This window comes from Chitinophagaceae bacterium, assembly GCA_030053935.1.
In the GTDB taxonomy this organism is placed as follows: domain Bacteria; phylum Bacteroidota; class Bacteroidia; order Cytophagales; family JASGCU01; genus JASGCU01.
In genome coordinates this window covers 1-22,839 of record JASGCU010000021.1, presented here as the reverse complement: position 1 = coordinate 22,839, position 22,839 = coordinate 1, and the positions used below count along the sequence as shown (strand labels likewise).

The 22,839-nt window shown below is 32.1% G+C and carries 14 protein-coding genes; 9 read left to right on the top strand and 5 right to left on the bottom strand.

The annotated features are described in order from the left end of the window. Positions 1 to 41: 41 nt before the first annotated feature. Together QM536_03850 and QM536_03845 are read left to right on the top strand one after the other, a co-directional pair. Positions 42 to 599 (top strand): GNAT family N-acetyltransferase, encoded by a 558-nt coding sequence (locus QM536_03850; protein MDI9356145.1) that lies wholly within the window; start codon positions 42 to 44, stop codon positions 597 to 599. Positions 600 to 627: 28 nt separating this feature from the next. Then, positions 628 to 1,146, top strand: coding sequence for a hypothetical protein (locus tag QM536_03845; GenBank protein MDI9356144.1), 519 nt, complete (start codon positions 628 to 630; stop codon positions 1,144 to 1,146). 119 nt (positions 1,147 to 1,265) lie between these two features. Here the strand turns inward: QM536_03845 and QM536_03840 are convergent, their stop codons facing one another. The 4 genes from QM536_03840 to QM536_03825 form a co-directional block, all read right to left on the bottom strand. Continuing rightward, positions 1,266 to 4,673: a T9SS type A sorting domain-containing protein gene (locus QM536_03840; protein MDI9356143.1), complete on the bottom strand. Its 3,408-nt coding sequence runs from the start codon at positions 4,671 to 4,673 to the stop codon at positions 1,266 to 1,268. Between the two features lie 571 nt (positions 4,674 to 5,244). Continuing rightward, a complete protein-coding gene (locus tag QM536_03835) occupies positions 5,245 to 9,333 on the bottom strand; it encodes a hypothetical protein (protein ID MDI9356142.1) in 4,089 nt (1,362 codons plus the stop codon). A gap of 144 nt (positions 9,334 to 9,477) precedes the next feature. Continuing rightward, positions 9,478 to 10,467 (bottom strand): TerC/Alx family metal homeostasis membrane protein, encoded by a 990-nt coding sequence (locus tag QM536_03830; GenBank protein ID MDI9356141.1) that lies wholly within the window; start codon positions 10,465 to 10,467, stop codon positions 9,478 to 9,480. 9 nt (positions 10,468 to 10,476) lie between these two features. Next, the gene (locus QM536_03825) at positions 10,477 to 13,200 is read right to left on the bottom strand and encodes a 2-oxoglutarate dehydrogenase E1 component (GenBank protein MDI9356140.1); all 2,724 of its coding nucleotides are present in this window, start codon (positions 13,198 to 13,200) and stop codon (positions 10,477 to 10,479) included. 375 nt (positions 13,201 to 13,575) lie between these two features. On the opposite strand from QM536_03825, the gene QM536_03820 reads away from it, so the two are divergent. The 7 genes from QM536_03820 to QM536_03790 all read left to right on the top strand — a co-directional run bounded on the left by QM536_03820 (position 13,576) and on the right by QM536_03790 (position 21,977). Continuing rightward, positions 13,576 to 14,568, top strand: a complete 993-nt coding sequence (locus QM536_03820) for a hypothetical protein (protein MDI9356139.1) — start codon at positions 13,576 to 13,578, stop codon at positions 14,566 to 14,568. 306 nt (positions 14,569 to 14,874) lie between these two features. Next, positions 14,875 to 15,675, top strand: a complete 801-nt coding sequence (gene murQ, locus QM536_03815) for an N-acetylmuramic acid 6-phosphate etherase (GenBank protein MDI9356138.1) — start codon at positions 14,875 to 14,877, stop codon at positions 15,673 to 15,675. Between the two features lie 12 nt (positions 15,676 to 15,687). Further along, entirely contained in the window at positions 15,688 to 17,574 is a 1,887-nt protein-coding gene (gene serA / locus QM536_03810) for a phosphoglycerate dehydrogenase (protein MDI9356137.1), read from the top strand. Between the two features lie 44 nt (positions 17,575 to 17,618). Further along, complete coding sequence (locus QM536_03805) at positions 17,619 to 18,203, top strand: DNA-3-methyladenine glycosylase I (protein MDI9356136.1); 585 nt, start codon at positions 17,619 to 17,621, stop codon at positions 18,201 to 18,203. A 17-nt stretch (positions 18,204 to 18,220) separates the two neighbouring features. After that, on the top strand, positions 18,221 to 18,637 hold the full coding sequence (locus QM536_03800) for an EVE domain-containing protein (GenBank protein MDI9356135.1): 417 nt from the start codon (positions 18,221 to 18,223) through the stop codon (positions 18,635 to 18,637). Between the two features lie 228 nt (positions 18,638 to 18,865). Beyond that, complete coding sequence (gldC, locus tag QM536_03795; protein ID MDI9356134.1) at positions 18,866 to 19,195, top strand: gliding motility protein GldC; 330 nt, start codon at positions 18,866 to 18,868, stop codon at positions 19,193 to 19,195. A gap of 4 nt (positions 19,196 to 19,199) precedes the next feature. Then, positions 19,200 to 21,977, top strand: a complete 2,778-nt coding sequence (locus tag QM536_03790; GenBank protein MDI9356133.1) for a prolyl oligopeptidase family serine peptidase — start codon at positions 19,200 to 19,202, stop codon at positions 21,975 to 21,977. Positions 21,978 to 22,216: 239 nt separating this feature from the next. Here QM536_03790 and QM536_03785 read toward each other — a convergent pair whose 3' ends face one another. Then, entirely contained in the window at positions 22,217 to 22,585 is a 369-nt protein-coding gene (locus QM536_03785; GenBank protein MDI9356132.1) for a hypothetical protein, read from the bottom strand. Positions 22,586 to 22,839: the final 254 nt, after the last annotated feature.

Below are 22,839 nucleotides of genomic sequence, written 5' to 3'. Positions count from 1 at the left end.
TATAATATATACTAAAATATCCTAAACCATACTATTTTCAAATGGTATACTATACTACTATAACTCAAGAAGAAGAAATACATTCTGTTTTACAATTACAATCTCAAAATCTAAAAAAAAACGTAGATGCACAAACAATAAAAACAGAAGGGTTTGTTACAGTGGAACATAGTTTTGATATTCTAAAAGCAATGATGAACAGTGCCCATCAAATTATAGCAAAAGATGACAATGAAGTTATAGGGTATGCTCTGGTTATGCTCCCTCTGTTTGAAAATTTTATTCCTGTATTGAAACCGATGTTTCAAATAATTAATACACTCTCCTATAAAGACAAGCCTGTTAATACCTATAAGTACTATGCCATAGGTCAAATATGTGTTGATAAAAATTATAGAGGAACAGGAGTATTTGAAAATATGTATAAAAAACACAAAGAAATGTATAATGCTCTATTTGATTTTTGTATTACAGAGATATCCCTCAAAAATATACGTTCTTTAAAAGCACATGAAAAAATTGGATTTCAAACAATTCACCGTTTTACAGATGCCACAGATGATTGGAATATCGTTTTGTGGGATTTTAATTTTAAATAATATTTGTATATTTTAATATATTTACACAATGTTTCATATTCATTTTCTTTTACGGTTACTGATAAAAAAACAAATTAAAAAAAAAAAAAACCATTTCGTAGATTATTCGGAAGCAAAAGATATAGGCATAATTTTTGAATATATCCCCGAAGAATATGCAATTGTAGAGAATTTTATACAAATATTAAAAGAAGACCAAAAGCAAGTAAGTATCTTAGCTTTTGTAAGTTCTAAAAACAAAAAAAAAAAATATCCCAATATTCCATTCTTTCAATCTCGAGATATTTCTTTTTGGGGAAATCCCCATATAAAGGAACTACATAATTTCATAAACACAAAATTTGATTATCTACTTCATATCAGTACGCATTCTCATATTTTGATAGATTATATATTAGCAAAATCGAATGCAAAATGTAAAATCGGAAAATACAAAACAGGCAGAGAAGAACTCTATCAGTTTATGCTTTTATTTGAGAAAGAAAAAAAATATGACATTTTTTTAGAATATTTGTATTCCAATCTTAAGAAAATAAAAACCAATTAGCTTTCTAATCCTTGTTCGTTTGTAATACACATATTTTACAACATGTTATTTTAAAATGAAAAAACCCGTAGAATAATAAATCTACGGGCTTTTTCATATAATAAAAAAAACAAAAACTGTTATTGAGAAATAATTACATGTGATTGCTGTAATATATTTCCTTCAGCATCCACTATTGTGAGCAGATACGTTCCTGTTTTTTGATATCTCACATCTACACTTGTAGATACAGTAAAGATTCCTTTCAATACCTCTTCCCCTTTTATATTTACTAAACTATATGTTTTTACACCATTTCCTGCTTTACCAGCATGTATGGATATAAAGTGAGAAGAAGGATTTGGATATATTGCTATATCTTTATTTTCTTTAGATATAGAAGTAAGGGGTTGTTGTGTAGATGTTCCTGTACTTACTACTGTGACATTTTGTAGAGAGCTGGCAGCATTAAACATTTCATTTCCATTTTGAACTGCAGTAATGATAGCTGTGCCTGTTCCTACTCCGGTGAGAATATTTCCACTTACAGTTGCTATTTTGGTATTACTCGTGGTGAAAGTTATAACAACGGAGCTATTAGAAGTAGCTATCAGATTATAATTTTGCCCTATAGTAATATTAGGAATAGCAGAAAAAGTAAGGTTCGGTATGGGTATGGTAGGATCTATTATTACTATGCTCTGAGTCACAGAGATGGAATTAAACTGGTTGTTCCCTCCCTGTGCTGCGGTAATGGATACAATTCCTCTCATTTTGGCGGTAGCAGTATTTCCTACTATACTTAGCTTATTCGTATCTGATGATGTAAAAATTATAGCAACGGGACTATTAGAAGTAGCTACAAGTGTATATATATTTCCTATGGTAAGATGAGGAACATCAGAAAAAGTAAGAGTTGGTGTGGTTTTATTGGGATTATTTATTGCATCATCTATGGTAAGTATTTGTGAAGTAGATGCTTCAAGATAATTATTATCTCCACTATTATATGCTGTAATACTCACCGTTCCAGATCCGTTTATAGTTACTGTATTACTATTTATAGTTACCAAAGAAGAGGATGCAGAAAATACAACAGGCAGGCTAACAGAAGACGTTGCTTGTAAAACAAAAGGATCTTCCCCAAAGGTTTTATTTGCTAATACTCCAAAACTGATGGTCTGTGTACTTTTTCTTATCTCTAAAGATGCAAAAGCAAGAGATCCGTAATAGTTAGATGTTTCTGCTATTAATGCAGTAATACGAGTAATCCCTGCCTTTTTAGGGGTTACTGTAGCTCCGTTAATAGTTGCTATTTGTGGATCGGCTATAGAATAAGAAATAGAACTAATGGGAAGAGTGCTGCTGTTTGTTGTGGATAAGGTAAAAGGAGCATCTGTCACAAACTTTGTTATATCCGGAGTAGTAAATGCAATATTGGGATATTGTTTTCTGGATCTTGTAATAGTAAAAGTTTGTTCTAATGCCCATGTACTTGCTGCTAAAGATCCGTCTATTGCTTGAACATTCCATACATAAACCCCTGGATTTAGATTTTCTATAGAGTACAGATTATCTCGTATATCTCCTAGTTTATTTATTTTTCTAAATCCATTATTTGGTCCTGATGTTGTTATGGAATGGGAATTACGAATGCTATCTCTATTAAGAGTAGCACTACTTCCAACGTATATATTATAAGTAATGCCTAATGTTGGAGTTTTCGTATCTGTAGAAAGATTCCATGTGAAAAATACTTTATTAGAATCAATTACTACTGATTTTAATCCTGTAGGGGTTGTGGGTTTTACATTTGGAGTAGTATTATTATTTACATATAATTCTGATACTCCTTCTCCGTTTGCTGTACCTGTAACAAAAATATCTAAATCATTATCTTTATCTGTATCAACAAAGCTTGCACTTTCTACTTTGAGGGTATTCCTTAAGAATGTATAAGTAGAAGAAAATTTTCCATCTGTATTCTTATATATCGCAGAAAAATTACTACTGCCTGCCGTTATGCCTGCTAAAAATATATCTAAATCTCCGTCATTATCATAATCTCCATAAGCACTTACTGCATTTTTTACTCCCATAAAGGAAGTAGAATCTGAATTTTCTTTCAAAAAACCATCCTCATTATAATAAAGTCGTGCCATAGTAGAAGTTCTTGTTTGTCCTGCTGTAAAAAGATCTAAATCTCCATCATTATCTACATCTATAAATTGACTCGTTCCATTAAAATAACCTACTAAACTCTGTTTTTGTTGGAAACCACGAAATACAGTAGTATCAACAAAGATAACGGTATCATTATATGTACGTAGACTATCAATAGAATTATTATGTATAGTGAGAGGACGACCACCTTCAGCTTGGAATTTTCTGTATCCTGCATTTATGATGATAGTATCATTGACTACTTGGTTCCCCATATAAAAAATGGAATCACCAACAACAGTATCAATAGCGACATAAACATCATTATTTACATTTTGGTACAGATTTGCTTGTAAATTTCCTAATGAATCCTTGCCTGCTAAAAAATAATCTATAAAACCATCATTATCATAATCTCCTATGCTATTAGACCCTTCGCCAAGCTTTGGTTGTATACTTTTTATTACTTTTGGACTATTACCTATCCCTCTATTCTGATATATATCTGATTCTATTTTTTTTGAAACACCTAAGAGAGACGCAGACCAGTTAACAAAGCCATCTAAATCCCCATCATTATCATAATCTCCAAAATTGGCATTGATAATAGGAGCGGCTACAACATTATCATCAGTAGGGAGATTTAAATTATCAGGTAATAAACCATAACTATTTTTCTCTAAGATTCCATTATTATTTTTATATACTCGTAGTCCATTAGGAGCACTTCCTAAAACTACGAGGTCTACATATCCATCATTCTCTATATCTCCCAAAAACACCGAAGCATTTTGAAATCCATCTGTAAACAAAGGTGATAAAGTACTACTGTTGATGCTATCTATAATAGTGTTCTGTCTTATAAGAGCACTCCTTTCATAGAAATGTATATCATTTTCAATAGCAACTATATTACTATCTCTTGAATATCTATTCCTTAAAGTATCTAAATTAAAGAACGAGTTTACGGAATTACTAATAGATGGATCCTCAAGATATCCATAGATTCTTGTTGCCTCCGAGGCAAGCACCACCTTCTGAGTGGGATTATTACTCTTGATAACACTATCCGAAGCAATAAAAGCCCTTGCGATACTATCAGCGTAATTCGGTATAAGTGCTACATCTCTTGTTGCATCATTTACTTTTCTTTGTGCTCCTGTTACTGTAGAACTCGCCCAAAAATCAGAAAAACCTGTCCCTCTTTCATTTATATAAAGAGAAAAGTTTCTGCTTTTAGAACTATCCCCTGCAATAACTAAATCCAGGTCTCCGTCATTGTCTATATCTACAAATCCATGAGATCCTGTTTTTACTCCCTCAAAAGAAAAGCCCGCAAAGGTTTTCTTTTGTAGAGTTTGGGAATATGTATCAAAGGTAAGCATGATACATAACCCATAAAACAATAAAACACTTTTTTTCATTACTACTACCATTAAAATAAAATTAAAAATTTAAAAATTATAAAATAAATTAAACCTATTATTTACATAAAGCATATCATAATAATTACAAATATATTTTGAAAATGAAAATAATTTAGGTGAAAAAATTATCTAATTTAAATGTAAATATTTATTAGATTTTATATAAATAAAATTTAGGTAATACTCCCGATACTTCTTTTTATAATAGAATGTAATTAATGTTTCTATATACTTAAAATACCTTTTGCATCACAAAGGTAATATATATTTTTTTTAAATATTTTATTTTTGTAACCAAAGTATGCATTCAAAAAAAATAAAAAACATGCTTTTTTTTGCTGAAATGGATGGGAAGAACAGAATTTTTCTCACTACCCATTTCTCTTAAAAATAGTTTTCAAATTAAATATTTGTGTAAGAAGGAATTTTTGAAAACTCTCCATATCAATGATAGTATATCGGGTGGACACATAGGCTCGACCTACATAATTCATAATTCTTTCTCAATTCTCTTGATTACCAGGAAAAGCTATTTGTTTTTGCGGATTGTTTTTTCTTTGAGTTTGTTTTCTACATTTTTTATGCCGATGCTACTGATGATACCACTGAGGAATGATTTGGCAAGGTAGTTAAAAATGCTTTTTGTACTGTCTCTTTCAAAAGAGATATTGCCAATTTTAGTGAAAGTGGGGTGGGGATTTTGATTAGAAACAATAAAAGTATTTGCAAAGAATGTGGATATGTTGCTGCCTATCTTTCTTTTGTGATATTCTTCGTTATGCAGTATTTTAATTTTGAGGTCTTTGTATAAAAAAACTACCGTTCCCGTAGATTCGTTGGGTTCTAACTTCATAGAAAAAAGCATAGTATCTACTTTTCCTGTTTTTACAGAGGTAAAACCCACGTTTTCTAAAAAATGATTCAATAATTTGAGGTCAAAACTACCGAGATTCCCTTCTATTGTGTGTATGGGGTTGGTCGCTTTTTGTTGAAATTGGAAAGTAGTATGTATATTGCCCGCTCCCATTACCTTAAAATGTGCATCTCCACTGATTGTCCCGTGTTTATGAATATCTTTGATAGTCGCATCCATATTTGCCAAAAAAATTTCCCCGCTTTGATGCCCTTTTTTAGATATTTCATGATAAGAGAGAAGCCCATTATGTATTTTCATCGTCTGTATATCTAATGGAATGGGGCTTTTCTGTACCTGTATTTCATAAAATGGATGTTTTTTATGTTCTGCTGACAATTTTCTATTTTTGAAAAGGGTTATTTTAGGATTCTGTATCTCTATAAAGGGAGATGTGAGTTTTTGTGTAATAATACTTTTGAGAATATCGGTGTGCAGGATAGTTATTTTGTCTGCAGAGGCAGTGGTATGGTTTTTTTGAAACACATTATATATATTTGTAGCGGTATTATCGCTTTTATAGTGCAGTTTTTCTATTATAAATAGGGCGGTGTCCTTATTATATAGGGTATTCAATGAATGGAAATATATAGTTTGGAGGGCATCTTTGGGATATATGTTTCCATTTTCTATAATTATCTGGTATGCCTCATACGAAAAGGGATTGAGCGTTATATTTCTAAAAGATATTTTGGATTTTTCGGAAGAAATGTGTTTGAGAATAGGAGATTCTATTGCAAGATGTGTTTTTTTGCTATGCCAAAGGAATTCTTTTATGGTAATATTGGGGAGGGACGGGTGAGGGTGGGTACTATTTGGCGTTTGAATAAGTACATTATTGGAATAAATCGCTATATTTTTTATGATAATGCTTCCATTATGAAATAGGGTATGCGCATCTATGTCTTTGCAAATAATACTATCATTTTGCAATAATAGAGTTGTTTTCAGAGAGAGAGTATTTCTTTTGAGAATCAAGAGTTTTTGTTGGGTAGAAAAAAGAGAACTATCGTTTTGAAAGAGAAAATATGGGTATTCTATTCGGTTTTTTCCGCTGTGCAGTGCTATATCTTGAAATGCAAAGAGAGTATTTTGTTTTTCCATGGTATGTTTATCTATTTCAAAAGCAGATATGTGCAAAAATAAGTTTTTCATGGTAAAAGAAGTGTCTTCTTTTTGTATATGTATTGAGGAAAAATGGGGTTTGAGAGAGTGTATTTTTATGTGTTTGAGAGAATGGGAGAGGGTTTTTTTGAGTATTTTTTTAATATGTGAGGTATCGGGGGAATGTTTTTGCATTGTGGGGAATATGTGGAGAGAAAGTTTTCCGTTTGTGTTTGTAATGGCGTTACATTCCAAGGTTCCGTTGGTTATTTTTTTCCAAAGAATACCGTTTATATCTATATTTTCTAAAAAAAGAGTGTCTGTGGAGTGAAGTGTGGTATGTGTATGCAAAGCAATGGCTGTACTCTGCAAAGCAGCAGTGTCATTGTGCAAAGCAGCGGTAATGTATTCTCCCTGTATTGCAAAAGTATTTTGTTTTTTGAAAGTATAGTTTCTAATATCTATTGTGGCATTTTGTATTGTTTTCCAATTATTTTCTTGAGAATGAGTAGTATTTTGTATTGGCGGATTGGCAATGAAAATATGTGTGCCAGATAAGAAGAGAGAGAGAGAATCGGTTTGGAAAGAGAGTGTTCCGTTTTTTATTTCCATGGTATCTGTGTGAAAGTCGTTGTGCAAGAAAGAATGTTGTGTTTCTGTTTTCATATTTGAGACAAATAGTTGCAGATTTGGGTTTTCTATGCTGATTTTTTGAGCGTGTATATGCTCTTTTTGAGAGTATTTTGATGAAAATATATTTGTTATTTCTGCGTAGTCGGTGAAAAAAGAAGAGTTATTTTTTTGGGAAAGGAAGTGCATTTTTTTTGCTTTGAGGATATTTTGGTTTGATGAGGTGGCAGATAGTGATATTCCTGCTAGGGTGAGAGTGTTTTCATGATCTATATTATAGATGATATTGTCTGTGGATATATTATAATCCTTACTTTCTACTATTTTTTTTAGAGAAAATGTTCTGGGGAATGGAAATTGGGATATGTTAATATTTAGATTTTCAATGGATAAGATGGGTATATTTTTAGAGTGGTTTATGTTTATTTGTGCGTTTTTTATTTCTATTTTTTCTATGAATAGGTTTTGAAAAAAAGGCAATGTGTAAATAGGAATGCTATCGGATTTTATATTGAGGTGGGTAGAGAATGTTTTTTTATCTTTTAAGATTATATGAATAAATACGTTTTCTACTGTTATCTCTTTTATGCGTTTTTTTTTTGTTTCTAATAATGTTTTCCAATCTATTTTTTTTATATGGATTTTTTCTATGCGTATATTTTTAGAATTCGGGGAAAATTGGGGGGTAATTTGGATATTTTGAGCGGAAAAAGAGGAGTCAGAACCTGTAAAAGATATATTTTCTACGGATACTTGATGATTTTTATCGGATAGAATGTGGGTATATTTTTCTATTGTGAAGGTAAGTTTTTGTACCAATTGTTTTTTTGAATCTAATAAAGTAGCGCTATCCAATTGTATTTGGAAGAGGGAGAAAGAAGTATTTTGAAGGGAGAAGTTTTCTCCGGATGGGGTTCGGATATGGATAATTCCTTTTTGGAAATGGAGATTATTTATAATATTGCTTTTTAATAAAGAGGTAAAAAAAGAAGGGATAAGAGTTTCTATATGGAAATTTTTAGAATGATTTTTAGTACTATTTTGAACAATATCTACAATTGGTTTCTGTAGAATGATAGATTCCACTTGCAGAGTATCATGGGATATTTTAAGAAAGTCAACTCCGTTTAATGTGAGATGTGCGAGGTGTATATTGCAGATATTTTTATTTTTATCATCGGGGACTTGCTCTATTTTTACAATTTTTAGTTTTTTAAATTCTGCGTATTTTTTTTGGGTATCTATAAAAAGGTTATCAAAAGAGGCGACATATCCTTTATTTTCAAAATAGATTTTTTGATTTTTGATTTCTAATATAATATTATCGGTATAGAAAGAATGTGTATTTTCTGAAGGGTTATCTCTCCAAAGTTCAAAGTTAGTGACTCTAAAATGGATACCATGAAACTCAAAAACTATTTTTTTTTGAGGGGTATGGAATACATAATCTATATTTCCATCTTTTATAGAGAAGCTTTTTATCTGAAAATGCACGAGGTATTTTCGTATATTTGCATAAAAATTTTCTAATTCTTTTGAAATATGCTTATGCCCGTTATTATCTTTGGTACTATTTGTGTTTTTTTTGCATAGAATAGAGGGATTATCGAGGATTATTTTTTGTATAGAGAGGTCTTTTTCAACATATATTTTCCATATATCTTTTAATTGTATGTTAAAAGATTTTGTTTGAATATGATATGTAGTAGTAGAATCATGAGTGGATAGAGAATCTTGAGGGGAAAACGTGGCGTTTTTCAGGTGTATTGTTTCATCCCATATATGAAATGATATTTTTTCAAAACGAAGGAAATATAAACCTTTACTTTCCCTTTCCACGGTCTGTTTTATGAGGTGTTCGGCAAGAAAAAGTGTTGTGTATTGAAATCCCCAGAGTAAAAAAAATATGATGCAGCAGATGACGAAAGCTACGACGATTTTTCGTTTCAAAAACAGATTATATATTTGCATAGAGAATGTATAGTATTGGATAGATAGAATAGTTTTTGTAAAAATATATTGTATCTACCATCTTAACAAATACACTCCTTTTAAGAAAACTGTTTCTCACCATCATAAAAAAGTAGTATGAACATTTGTTAGAAAATGTCTATACTACTTTTCTACTATTGCTTTTTTCGGGAAGAGAATAGATAACACAATAGATATAAGTAATAAAGATATTATGACAGAAAAAGAAACAATGGCTATAAATCGGGATTCTAAGTGCCATCTATCTATTAATACAATATCATGTATTAGCATTTTTGTACCTACCAGTATAAGTATTACAGCAAGTGCTTTTGAGAGGAGATGGAATTTATCTATTATATTAGAAAGAAGAAAGAACATAGACCTCAACCCTAATACAGCGAATATATTGGAGGTATAAATAATAAATTCATCTTCACTTATACCAAAAGCTGCGGGGATAGAATCTACAGCAAATACTATATCCGTAGTTTCTACTAAAATTATTGCTAAAAAGAGAGTGGTAAAATATATTTTATTTTTTTTTCTTATAAAAAAATTCCCATCCCCATCGGATTCGCTAAAATGTAAGTACTTCTTACACATACGTAATATAAAGTTTCTTTCTCCATCAAATTCTTTTTCTGCTCCAGTATCTTCTTTCATTAATTTTACTCCTGAATACATTAAAATAAGTGCAAATAGATAGAGAACATAATGAAATTCATGGATTACATACGCTCCTACAAAGATAAATATTCCTCTAAAAAAAACTGCTCCTAATATTCCCCAAAAAAGAACTTTATGGAGGTATATATCTTTTATTTTAAAATATCTAACGATAAGCAAAATAATAAATATATTATCCATAGAAAGAGCATATTCTGTGAGGTATGCAGAATAATATTCAATAGTGGAAGTGAGGGAATCGGTATCACCATTTGGATCATACCAAAAATATATAAATAATCCAAAACATCCACTGAGAAGTACCCAAATTAATGATTGTATAGTTGCTTCTTTTTGTTTTATACTGCTTGATTGTTTATGAATAAATCCCAGGTCTATTACGAGGGATAAAATAATAATAAATCCAAAAACCACATACAAAAAAAACTCTGTTTTATTTTCCATTCTCTTTTTTTATGAAATTGATTGTTTTATTATTTCTAACTGCTCTTTGTTATGTAATTTATAATAACCAGTTGCTGGGGAAGCTGCTGATTTTCTACTTATAGCTTGTATTGTTTGTTCTTTCAGTAATCTCATGATGTAAAAATATGCTCCCATGTTTTCAGGTTCTTCTTGTACCCAGTATAACTTTGCTTTATTGTAGATATTTATTTTGTTCAAGATTTGGTTTTTAGGAAATGGGTGGAGTTGTTCTATTCTTATGATAACAATATCTTCTTTTTTTTCTTTTTCTTTTTCTTCTAAAAGGTCGTAATATATTTTTCCTGTGCAAAAAAGTATTTTTTTTACATTTTTAGGGTTTGGATTGTCCTCACATAGTATTTCTTGAAATTTTCCATCGGTAAAATGAGAAATGGGAGAGGTCGCAAGCGGATTTCGGAAAAGTGATTTGGGAGACATAACTACAGAGGGCATTCGGAAAGGATATACTAACTGTCTTCGTAAAAAATGAAAAAAATTAGCAGGGGTAGTTATATTACAAACAAATATATTATTTCCTGAAGACATTTGTAAGAATCTTTCTAACCTTCCGCTGGAGTGTTCTGGTCCTTGCCCTTCATATCCATGGGGTAATAATAATACTATTCCGTTCATTCTCTGCCATTTTGTGTAAGAGGGGATTATAAATTGGTCTATTATTACCTGTGCCCCGTTAGCAAAATCACCAAATTGTGCTTCCCATATTACTAATGCGTTAGGATTTGCCATAGCGTACCCAAATTCAAACCCCAATACTCCAAATTCTGAAAGGGGAGAATTAAAAATTTTAAACTCTTCCTGTCCCTTTTCGATAAAATTGAGCATATTATAACTATTATTTTTCTCCTGGTCTCTTATTACTGCGTGTCTGTGAGAAAAAGTACCTCTCTGAACGTCTTGTCCCGTTATTCGGACTGTTTTATTTTCTAATAAAAGAGAACCATACGCTAATAATTCTGCTGATGCCCAGTTTAGTTTTTTTTCCTCAAAAAACATTGTATTTCTATCCCGAAGGACTTTCTCTATTTGTTTTATTGGAACAAAATTATTGGGAATAGTAGTCAAAGCTTTTCCTACTTTTTGTATAGTTTCTAATGAGATGTTAGTTTGAGGAGAAGATTCAAAATCTTGTGGGGTAGAACGTCTCATATTTTTCCATTCTTGTTCCATTTCTGAATATTTGTAAGGAAGAGTATGTTCTTTTACCATATTAAGTCGATCTTGAAGAAGGTTTTTAAATTCTTCTTCCATTTTAGTTACTATATCTGTTTCTAAAACTCCTTTTTCTATCAAATATTTTTTATATATTTCTCGTGGATTTGGGTGTTTGGAAATGAGAGTATAGAGCGTTGGTTGTGTAAACTTCGGCTCGTCACTCTCATTATGCCCGTGCTTCCGATAACAAACCATATCTATAAAGACATCCTGTTGGAAAGTTTGTCTGAACTCTGATGCTAAATAAGAACAAAATACCACTGCCTCGGGATCATCTCCGTTTACATGAAGTATGGGAGCATCTATTGTCTTTGCTATATCGGTGCAGTAAATACTTGACCTTGCATCATCAAAATCAGTAGTAAACCCTACCTGATTATTAATAACAAAATGAATAGTTCCTCCGGTTGTGTACCCTTCTAATTTTGACATTTGAATAATTTCATAAATAATCCCTTGCCCTGCTAGTGCAGCGTCTCCGTGTATAAGTATAGGAATGCATTTTGTATAATCATTATGGTACACTTTATCTGCTTTTGCACGAATAAATCCGAGAACTATAGGGTCAACAGCTTCTAAATGAGAGGGATTAGGGGCAAGCTTTATATCTACATAACCATTATCTGTCATTATCTGGCTTGAGTAGCCCATGTGGTATTTTACATCCCCATCACCCATGGTTTGATCGGGAATTGTTCCCTCAAACTCATTAAAGATTTGCTCGTATGTTTTACTCATAATATTGGTTAAAACATTTAAACGCCCACGGTGTGCCATGCCAATCATTATTTCTTTTACCCCCAGTTGTGATAGTTTATAAATAAGAGCATCTAAAGCGGGAATGGTTGTTTCTCCTCCTTCTAAGGAAAATCTTTTTTGTCCTACATATTTTGTGTGTAAAAAATTTTCAAAAGCAACTGCTTGGTTGAGTTTTTTTACAATTCTTGTTTTTTCTTCTAAGGAAAGTGTAAAACTTGGCAATCCTTGTTCTATTTTATTAATAAACCATTTTTGTATTTCAGGAGTTCTTATGTGCATATATTCAAAACCTATAGATCTTTCGTAGATATAGGAGAGGTTTTCTATTATTTTTCTCAAGGATGCTTTTCCTATGCCTATCTCTGCCCCTACTCTAAATTCTGTATCCATATCCGCATCCGATAGCCCAAAATAAGAGATGTCTAAGGCAGGTTTTCTATCTCTTCTTTCTCTGATAGGATTTGTTTTAGAACGAAGATGCCCTCTTGACCTGTAGGCATATATTAAATTCCTTACTTGTATTTCTTTCTCAGAAATACTTTCAATTCCCTCTAAACTATTAGTGTTTTTCTCTCTCTCCCCCGAAACAAGACAAAATTCGTAGCCCTGAAAAAACTTTTGCCAAGAAATATCCACAGAACCTGGATTTTTTTTAAACTCTTGATACATCTGTTCTATAACAACAGGATCAGCATTTGAAATATATGAATAATTATTCATCAAAATAATAATTTTTACTGTGGTATAAAGATTTTATAAAAACAAGAATATAATGCAGTAAAATAATGTAGCAGTAAAATAATCTAGATGTAGTACGAAAAGTAAGAAATATAATTAAAATTCTAATAAGATTTACTCTTTTAATAGTTTTATCTACTTATTAAGATGAAAAATAAGTATTTTTACATGAAAATAAGTATTTTTACACAGACCACTTATAAAATACTCACTCTTTCTCAAAAAAGGAGTGTTTTAATTTTAATATTTTTGATTATTTACAATAATAAATTGTGAATCCTTTTGAGAACTTACATTTTTACTATTCGGAGCGGTCTCAAAAGTAAAAATCTTATCGTTTTTTTATGTATTACCAATATGCGATTATATATATATATATCTGTTTGTGTGTTTTTTTGTTTTTGTGAGAAAAAAAAATGTACTGTAAATGAAACCGTTGACACGATTTCCGTGAAAGTATCTATAGAAAGGGCAGAGCAGTCCCTTTTTTCTTGTAAATCAACGGGAGAAGTTGTCTCTTTTTTACAAAAATATAGGGATGTCAGTGATTATTATTTAGATGCTACTGAATATCCTCACGATTCTGCACTTGCTCGCATTCTTTTTCAAGATGTTATTACCAACGTCTATATAGATTCTCTTTATAAAGATGTCCATCGTAAGTTTGCAAATTTTGAACCGATAAAAAGGCAATTTGAAAGTGCTTTTAAAAATATAAAATACTATTATCCCGATTTTGTTCCTCCGAGGATAGTCACTTTTGTTTCTGGGTTTTATAAAGATGTTTATTTTTCTGATTCTCTTATTGTGATTGGTTTAGAGTATTTTATCGGGAAAGACGCAAAATATTTTCCTAATGATAGACCTTTTTATATTCAGCGGAGATTTAAGCCCGAGTATATAGTTCCTTTGTGGTTACTTTTTCTGTCACAACAGTATAATAGTGAAAACTTTGATGATAATACGTTACTAAATGAGATGGTATCTCGTGGGAAGAGCTATTATTTTGCACAAACGATGCTTCCTTGTGCGGCGGACAGCATTCTTATTGGGTATACAAGCCAAGAAATGAGAGATGTGAAAGAAAATCAAGAAATTATATGGGCTAATTTTGTCCAAAATAATTTACTTTACGAAACGAGTCATTTTACCAAGCAAAAATTTATAGGGGAAAGACCTAAAATAGCAGAAATGGGAGAAAAATGCCCTGGGAGAATTGCAGAATGGATAGGTTGGGAAATAATAAATGCGTATTCTCATACTGCAACATTAAGTCCTCCTGATGTTATGAAAGAAACAAACGCAAAAAAAATACTTACTCTTTCCAAGTACCAACCTGAAGATAAATAAGTAGTATCTACAAGAACCCCTATAAAACCCTGATTAGTAAATGGATTCAATATTTTTAATGGCCGAATCTATTATATTTTTGTATATAATAGATTTTGTGTATAATAGATAAAAAGTTTAAGATTCAATTATAAAATAAAAGCTATGTAACAAATATTTGAAGCAACGGGGTAGTTTTAGATACAATAGAGATTCGGAAGCCCCAAAAAATTCACTAAAATTGAAACAACATAGATTTATTATACAAAACCAAATACCAACCTTATCAAACGGAAAATTTATATAATACTAAATTTATAATGTAATATGAACACAGAAACAAGTTCTTTGTACCATTTTTTGGAAAACATGTCTGTTGAGAATATTTTATTTCACATAAATAATGAGGACAAAAAAGTTGCTATTGCTGTAGAAAAATCATTAGATTCTATTGGAAAATTAGTAAAAGCGATCCTTCCACAGATGAAAAAAGGCGGGAGGGTTTTTTACATAGGAGCGGGAACAAGTGGCAGATTAGGGATTTTAGATGCTTCGGAATGCCCACCTACTTATGGGGTTTCATCGGATGTATTTATAGGTATTATAGCAGGAGGAGATACTGCTATCAGAACTTCCGTAGAACATGCTGAAGATGACCAAAAACAAGGATGGGAAGATATCAGCTTCTTTCAACCAAAAAAAGAGGATACGGTCATCGGTATAGCCGCTTCGGGGAAAACTCCTTACGTATTAGGGACTATTCAGCAAGCAAAAAAACACGGTCTCGTTACGGGATGTATCACATGCAACGAAAATACCCCATTAGCAAAGGCATGCGATTTTCCTATAGAGGCATTAGTAGGTCCTGAATTTGTTACGGGAAGTACTCGTATGAAATCCGGAACAGCTCAAAAACTTATCCTCAATATGATAAGCACTTCTTTGATGATACAATCAGGACACGTGAAAGGAAATAAAATGATAGATATGAAACCTACCAATGATAAACTGCGTCATCGGGCTGTAACCATAATAATGGAAGAACTAAAAATAGGAAATATGGAAGCGGCTGAGCTCTTAAATATTTATAAGACAGTAAGACAAGCCATTCAAAATTATAAAAAATAGAGAATATAAAGAATGGATAAAAAATTTGTCATAGATTTCGATAGCACATTTACACGGGTAGAAGGATTGGACTTACTCTGTGAAATATCTTTGAAAGAGAACCCCGAAAGAAATACCATAGTAGATAAAATACAAGAAATCACTCAGAAGGGGATGAACGGAGACATTGACTTTAAGAGCTCTTTACAGCAGAGAATAGCCCTTTTAAAAGCAGGAAAAAAAGATATTACAGAACTCATACATATGTTGAAAAAACAAGTTACGAAATCTATAGCCCGTAATAAAAGTTTTTTTGAATGCTATACAGAGAGCATCTATATTATTTCTAATGGGTTTAAAGAGTTTATAATCCCTGTGGTAAAGGATTATTATATCAAGCCAAGTCATGTATTTGCGAATGAATTTATATTTGATGCAAATGAGCAAATAATAGGGTTTAATACCAATAATATTCTTTCACAAAATGGGGGGAAGCCATTACAAATAAAAGAATTAGGACTGAAAGGGGATATATATGTAATAGGTGATGGGTACAATGATTATGAAATGAAAGCATCGGGCTTTGCTACTAAATTTTTTGCATTCACAGAGAACGTTTCCCGAGAGAAAGTATTAGAAAAAGCAGATTATATAACCCCATCTTTTGATGATTTTTTATACATAAATAAAATGAATACCATTACATCGTATCCAAAAAATAGAATAAAAGTACTCTTGTTAGAGAATATTCATCCCAAGGCGGCAGAAATTTTTAAGAATGAAGGGTATACCGTTGAGACGTATCCTGCGGGCTTAGAAGAAAACGAATTAAAAGAGAAAATAAAAGATATATCCATTCTCTGTATCCGTTCCAAAACACAAGTAACGAAAGAAGTGTTAGAAAACGCTTCTCGTCTTATATCTATTGGGGCTTTTTGCATAGGAACGAATCAAATAGATGGAGAATATGCAATGAAAAAAGGAGTTCTCGTCTTTAATGCCCCATTTAGTAATACACGCTCTGTGGTAGAGCTGGCAATAGGCGAAATTATTATGCTGATGAGAAACATACCTGATAAAATACTCCAAATGCACCAAGGGAAATGGAATAAATCCGCAGGAAATAGCTTTGAAGTACGAGGAAAAATACTTGGAATAATTGGCTATGGAAATATTGGATCACAATTATCTGTTCTCGCAGAAGCAATAGGAATGAAGGTCTGCTTCTTTGATACAGAAGAAAAATTAGCAATAGGAAATGCCCTCAGATGCAACTCTCTGGATACTCTCCTCTCTCTCGCCGATGTCATTACCATTCACGTAGATGGAAGAAAATCAAATAAAAACATTATTGGTAAGAAAGAATTTGAAAAAATGAAAAACGGGGTCATATTTTTAAATCTCAGCAGAGGACACGTAGTAGATATAGATTCTTTGCGAGAAAACATTCTTCATAAAAAAATAGCAGGAGCGGCAATAGATGTTTTCCCTTATGAACCCATCAGCAATGAAGAAGAATTTATAAATGAACTGCGAGGGCTTCCTAATACAATACTTACTCCCCATATAGGGGGTAGCACTTTGGAAGCACAAGAAAATATCGGCTCTTTCGTCCCTAACAGAATCATGGATTACATAAACACAGGGTCTACGAGCGGGGCGGTCAATTTCCCAACGGTTTCCCTCCCACATTTTGAAAACGCCCATAGATTCTTACATATCCATTCGAATATTCCCGGTATTATGGCAAAAATCAACAATATATTCAGCAAACATGCTATAAATATAGTAGGACAATACCTGAAAACAAACGCAGAAATAGGATATGTCATCACGGACATTAACAAAGATTACAACCCTGATATACTCAAAGAATTGAAAAGCATTCAAGGAACTATTCGTTTTCGATGCTTGTACTAAAATGTAAAATATGTTTCAAATTGTTCTACCATAAAAATAAAAAAATGCTCAAAAAAAGATGTAAATGGTGTGAGGGATACTTTGAAGAATACGTCCGCTACCACGATGAAGAATGGGGGGTTCCTGTACATGATGATAGAAAACATTTTGAGTTTCTTATTTTAGAAGCCGCTCAAGCAGGACTCAGCTGGAGCACCATTCTGAAAAAAAGAAAAGGATATAAAAATGCTTTTGAAAACTTTGACCCTCAAAAAGTAGCCCTCTTCACAGAAGAAAAAGTTTTGGAACTGCTACAAAACACCGAAATCATCAGAAATAGATTGAAAATACAGTCATCTATAAGCAATGCAAGAGAATTTCTAAACATTCAAGAGAAATTTGGAAGCTTCGATGCCTATTTTTGGAGCTTTGTAAACGGAAAAACTATCCATAACCAATGGAAAGACCACAGCCAATGCCCATCTACCTCTTCGGTCTCAGATACCATCAGTAAAGACCTCAAAAAAAGAGGATTCAAATTTGTAGGAAGCACCGTAATATACGCACACTTACAAGCAGCCGGATTGATAAACGACCACTTAATAGACTGCTTCCGCTATGAAGAAATAAAACAATTCAGTAACGTATAAATATAGATAAACAAAAAATGAAATACTGGCTTATCAAAACAGAACCCGAAACCTTTTCGTGGGATACATTTGTGAATATGAAAGGAGATATGTGGGATGGGGTAAGAAACTATCAGGCAAGAAATAACTTAAAAGCAATGAAAGTCGGGGATTTGGCTTTTTTTTATCACAGCGGAAACGAGAAATCTATTGTAGGAATAGCCAAAGTGGTCAAAGAATTTTACCCTGACCCTACCAATCTAAACCCAAAAGAAGACTGGGTGGTAGTAGATTTTATCCCTCAAAGAAAACTTTTACGACCTATATCTTTAGAAGAAATTAAAAAAAACACTCATCTCTCTCAGATGCCCCTCACAAAAGTTCCTCGTCTTTCTGTACAACCAGTTACCCAAGAAGAATTTCAAATAATAGAAAATTTGGAAAAACAAAGTTGACCCCACCCCGAAAAGTTCTTTTCACAAAAACCTCAACGTTTAAAACTATATGACTTATGAGAACATAAAAATAAAATAAACTTCAATACATAGAATTGGTGCAATAAAATATTCGTTTTTTTACATTTTTAATTCACAACGGTTTCACTTTTGTGTGATAGATATTGTAAAATCATAAAAATATAATACTTTGCAGAAATCATATATATTATTTTTACTTTTCTTACAATGAAACAATCGGAAATCAAATTAAAGATACTACTAGACGAGAAAAAAGTTCCGCAGAGGATATTTTGGGAGGCAGATGATAAAGATAATAATGCTTTGGAAGAAACACCCGCAATGTCTCTTGCATTATGGGATGATACCCACAAAAACACTCTCCAAATAAATCTATGGACAGACAAAATGCCTGCTGATGATTTAAAAAGATTCTATGCCACCTGCATAAAAGGTATGGCACAAAGCATTCTTACTGCAACAGGAGATGAAACTATATCTCAAGAGATGGAAAACTTCTCAGAAAAAATACTATTATTAATAGATCATCAAAAATAAATATATGAAAACATATCTATTCGCTTCCCTGTTAGGGATACTATTCGTGGGGCATAACCTTGTCTTTGCTCAAAAAAGAATGTTAGAGCATGAGGACGTTGCAAAATGGAATACCATAAAAGAAGAACAAATATCCCCTGATGGCAAATGGGTGTACTATGTATTTGGGTGTGATGATGGAGATAATACCTTGATTCTACGAGATATTGCTACCAAAAAAGAAAAAAAAATCTTGTTTATCGCAAGCCCTACCTTTACTTACAATTCGCAATATCTCATTGCTCTCAAAAAATTCCCTTTAGATTCTGTAAGAGCATACAAAAGAAGAAAGAAAAAAATAGAAGATATACCAAAAGATTCCTTGATTGTATACGAATTAGAGACAGAAAAAATGTTTACAATAGGAAATATAAGACAATATAAAGTTCCTCATAAAGACGGAGAGTGGCTCGCCGCCCTCTTAGAAAAAGATGCAAAACAAACCGAAGATACTGCCCAATCATCAAAAAAAAATAAAAAAAAGCAGAGTAACAAAAACGGATATTCTTTAAAAATAATTCGTCTTAGAGACAAAAAAGAACTTTCTCTGCCCTTTGTAAAAGAATATACATTCAGCGAGAATGGTAGTAGATTACTTTTTCAAACAACGGGAGATAATAAAGATTTTTTTAATGGAGTATATACTCTTGATAAGACAACCATGAATCCACAATCATTGGTGAGAAATTATTGGCATTTCAAAAATCTTTCACTTTCTAAAAACGGCGAAAAAGCTACCTTTCTTGTAGAAAAAGATACTCATTCTCGATCACAGATTCATATTCACGATGTCTTTTTTTGGAAAAAAAACAGGGACAGTGCTTCAGTTCTCATCTCCTCAAACGACCCTGCTCTTCCTTATAAACACAACATTTCAGATAACTATACTCCATTTTTTTCTGATAATGAAGAAAAACTCTTTTTTGGGATAGCTCCCGAACCCTTTCGGACAGATACATCTCTTTTACCCGAAGAAACTCCCAATGTAGATATATGGCATTATGGAGAGGGTATGCTCTATTCCCAACAAAAAGTGAATGCGGAAAAAGAAAAAAAAAAAACGTATTTAGCAGAATACGACCTCAACAAAAAAACTATTTTTGTGATGGGAGAAAAAGATATTCCTGAAATTATTCTTTCCACCATCGGCGAACAACAATATGCTTTAGGAATATCTTCTGATGCTTATGAGCATTCCGCTATGTATGAAGGATATCCTACCTATAAAGATATCTATGTACTAGAACGGGAAACAAAAACAAAAAAAATGATTGCTTCTAAGATAAAAACAAGCCCTTCTGTTTCGCCTTATGGAAGATACGCCTACTGGTTTAGCCATACAGACACGGCTTGGTTTTCTTATAGTTTTAGCAAACAAAAAACCTTTCAACTGACCAATGGGAAGTTATTCGCAGATGAAGAGAATGATATGCCTGATTATCCGGCTGAATATGGAATTGCGGGATGGGGTGAAAAAGATACCTTTGTCTATATATATGATAGATATGACATTTGGAAAATAAACCCTGTAAATCCACAAGAAAAAATACGTATTACATCCGGAAGGAACAATAAAACATCGCATAGATATATACAAATAAATACGGAAGAACATTTTATATATTCCCAAAAACCAATGTATTTGAAAACGGTTCAAGAAACATCTAAAAGGCATGGGATAGCGATAGTAAAGACAGATGGAACGAATTTTCAACAAATGATAGAGGAAGATAAAGTAATCCGTTTCAAAAAAAAATCTCTCTCTGCGGATAAATGGATTTACACAAAAGAAAATTTTCAAGAATATCCCGACCTTTTGATAACCGATAATAGCTTTTCAAAGAGTGAGAAAATAACAGAAATAAATCCTCAAAAGAAAGATTTTTTTTGGGGAACAGAAGAGATAGTATCTTGGACTTCTTTAGATGGCATACAGTTACAAGGACTTTTATATAAACCCGAGAACTTTGACGTTAAAAAAAAATATCCTATTATAGTTTATTTTTATGAAAGAGAATCAGACAAATTCCACACTCACTATACTCCTACTTTTGGAAGATCTTCCATTAATGTAACTTTTTATACATCAAGAGGGTATATAGTTTTTATTCCTGATATATCCTATAAAATAGGATATCCAGGAGAAAGTGCCTACAATGCTATTTTACCCGGTATAATGGCGTTATTAGAAAAAGGTTTTGTAGATAAAGAAAATATTGGAGTTCAGGGGCATAGTTGGGGTGGGTATCAGGTAGCATATTTGGTTACAAGAACAAATATATTTAAGGCAGCAGAAGCTGGTGCCCCTGTGGTAAATATGTTTAGTGCTTATGGCGGTATCCGTTGGGAAACGGGATTGAACAGGGCATTTCAATATGAGCATACACAAAGTAGAATAGGAGGTAGCGTATGGCAATTCCCCCTCAGGTTTTTAGAAAATTCTCCTCTCTTTTGGTTAGAAAAAATCCAAACTCCTCTTCTAATTCTTCATAATGATGCTGATGGACACGTACCTTGGTACCAAGGAATAGAACTTTTTATAGGATTAAGAAGACTACAAAAACCTGCATGGCTTCTGAACTATAATAATCAACCACATTGGCCCATCACTTATCCTAATAGGAGAGATTGGCAAACTCGTATGCAACAATACTTTGATTACTACCTCAAAAATCAAGCGCCACCCGATTGGATAATACGCGGAACTCCTGCGGTAGAAAAAAATACTATTCCTAAAAAATAAGGCATTATCCTCATTATTATTCTATGAAAAACAAAAGATATGTTGAGAGAAAAGTGTTTTTTTTAATGCTCATTATTTTTTTATGCAGCAGTGGATGTAATTCTTTTCCAAAAAGCCACTATAATAAAAAAACAATAAAAAAAGGGAAACCAATACCATGCCCCAAAAAGGACTGTTAATATCTCACGTAATGCGTTTCCGTAAAAAAAATATTGAGCACCAAAAATGAGTAAGACACATCAATCCTCTGTATCGTAAAGCGGTTTAAATTTTTTAAACCCTACTACATCATCATCGTCATCATCTGTATCACCCTTATCGTAATACTTTTTTTCATCATCTTTTTCTATTTCTATTGGAATATGTATGTCTTGTAAGTATTCACGTTCAATGCTACTCACTCCTGAATGGTTATCATAGTCATGTTCATGGGGAGATGAAAACTCATCATGCTCTTCTGTTTTTTTATCTTTTGCCTCGTTTGGATTTACTTTTACGATGTAGTAAGTATCTTCTGTTTCTAAAGGCACACCAAAATAAGGTTCGTTGCTACTATTTTTTAATCTTATTGTATGTCCGATAAAACCGTTCGGATATCTCTCTTCCAATAAATTTTTGAGATGATGACTTAGCTTTTCATAACTTTTAATGATTCTTTTTTTACTCATTTTTCCCTGAATATGTTTTTAGTAATTAAAAATAGAAATTATATTAGCAAATATTTTTATGCAAAAGTATTTAAAAAAAGATAATTTTAATCTTTTATGTCATTATTCTTTCTTTTTACCATTATTTATATTAAAGGGAAGTTCTAAAAATTAAATATTTGAACATCATATAAATATATGTACTTTTTAACAAA

Coding starts and splice junctions, on each gene's coding strand:
- QM536_03850 (MDI9356145.1), top strand. CDS start 42: ATGGTATACTATACTACTATAACTCAAGAAGAAGAAATACATTCTGTT.
- QM536_03845 (MDI9356144.1), top strand. CDS start 628: ATGTTTCATATTCATTTTCTTTTACGGTTACTGATAAAAAAACAAATT.
- QM536_03840 (MDI9356143.1), bottom strand. CDS start 4,673: ATGCTTACCTTTGATACATATTCCCAAACTCTACAAAAGAAAACCTTT.
- QM536_03835 (MDI9356142.1), bottom strand. CDS start 9,333: ATGCAAATATATAATCTGTTTTTGAAACGAAAAATCGTCGTAGCTTTC.
- QM536_03830 (MDI9356141.1), bottom strand. CDS start 10,467: ATGGAAAATAAAACAGAGTTTTTTTTGTATGTGGTTTTTGGATTTATT.
- QM536_03825 (MDI9356140.1), bottom strand. CDS start 13,200: ATGAATAATTATTCATATATTTCAAATGCTGATCCTGTTGTTATAGAA.
- QM536_03820 (MDI9356139.1), top strand. CDS start 13,576: ATGCGATTATATATATATATATCTGTTTGTGTGTTTTTTTGTTTTTGT.
- murQ (MDI9356138.1), top strand. CDS start 14,875: ATGAACACAGAAACAAGTTCTTTGTACCATTTTTTGGAAAACATGTCT.
- serA (MDI9356137.1), top strand. CDS start 15,688: ATGGATAAAAAATTTGTCATAGATTTCGATAGCACATTTACACGGGTA.
- QM536_03805 (MDI9356136.1), top strand. CDS start 17,619: ATGCTCAAAAAAAGATGTAAATGGTGTGAGGGATACTTTGAAGAATAC.
- QM536_03800 (MDI9356135.1), top strand. CDS start 18,221: ATGAAATACTGGCTTATCAAAACAGAACCCGAAACCTTTTCGTGGGAT.
- gldC (MDI9356134.1), top strand. CDS start 18,866: ATGAAACAATCGGAAATCAAATTAAAGATACTACTAGACGAGAAAAAA.
- QM536_03790 (MDI9356133.1), top strand. CDS start 19,200: ATGAAAACATATCTATTCGCTTCCCTGTTAGGGATACTATTCGTGGGG.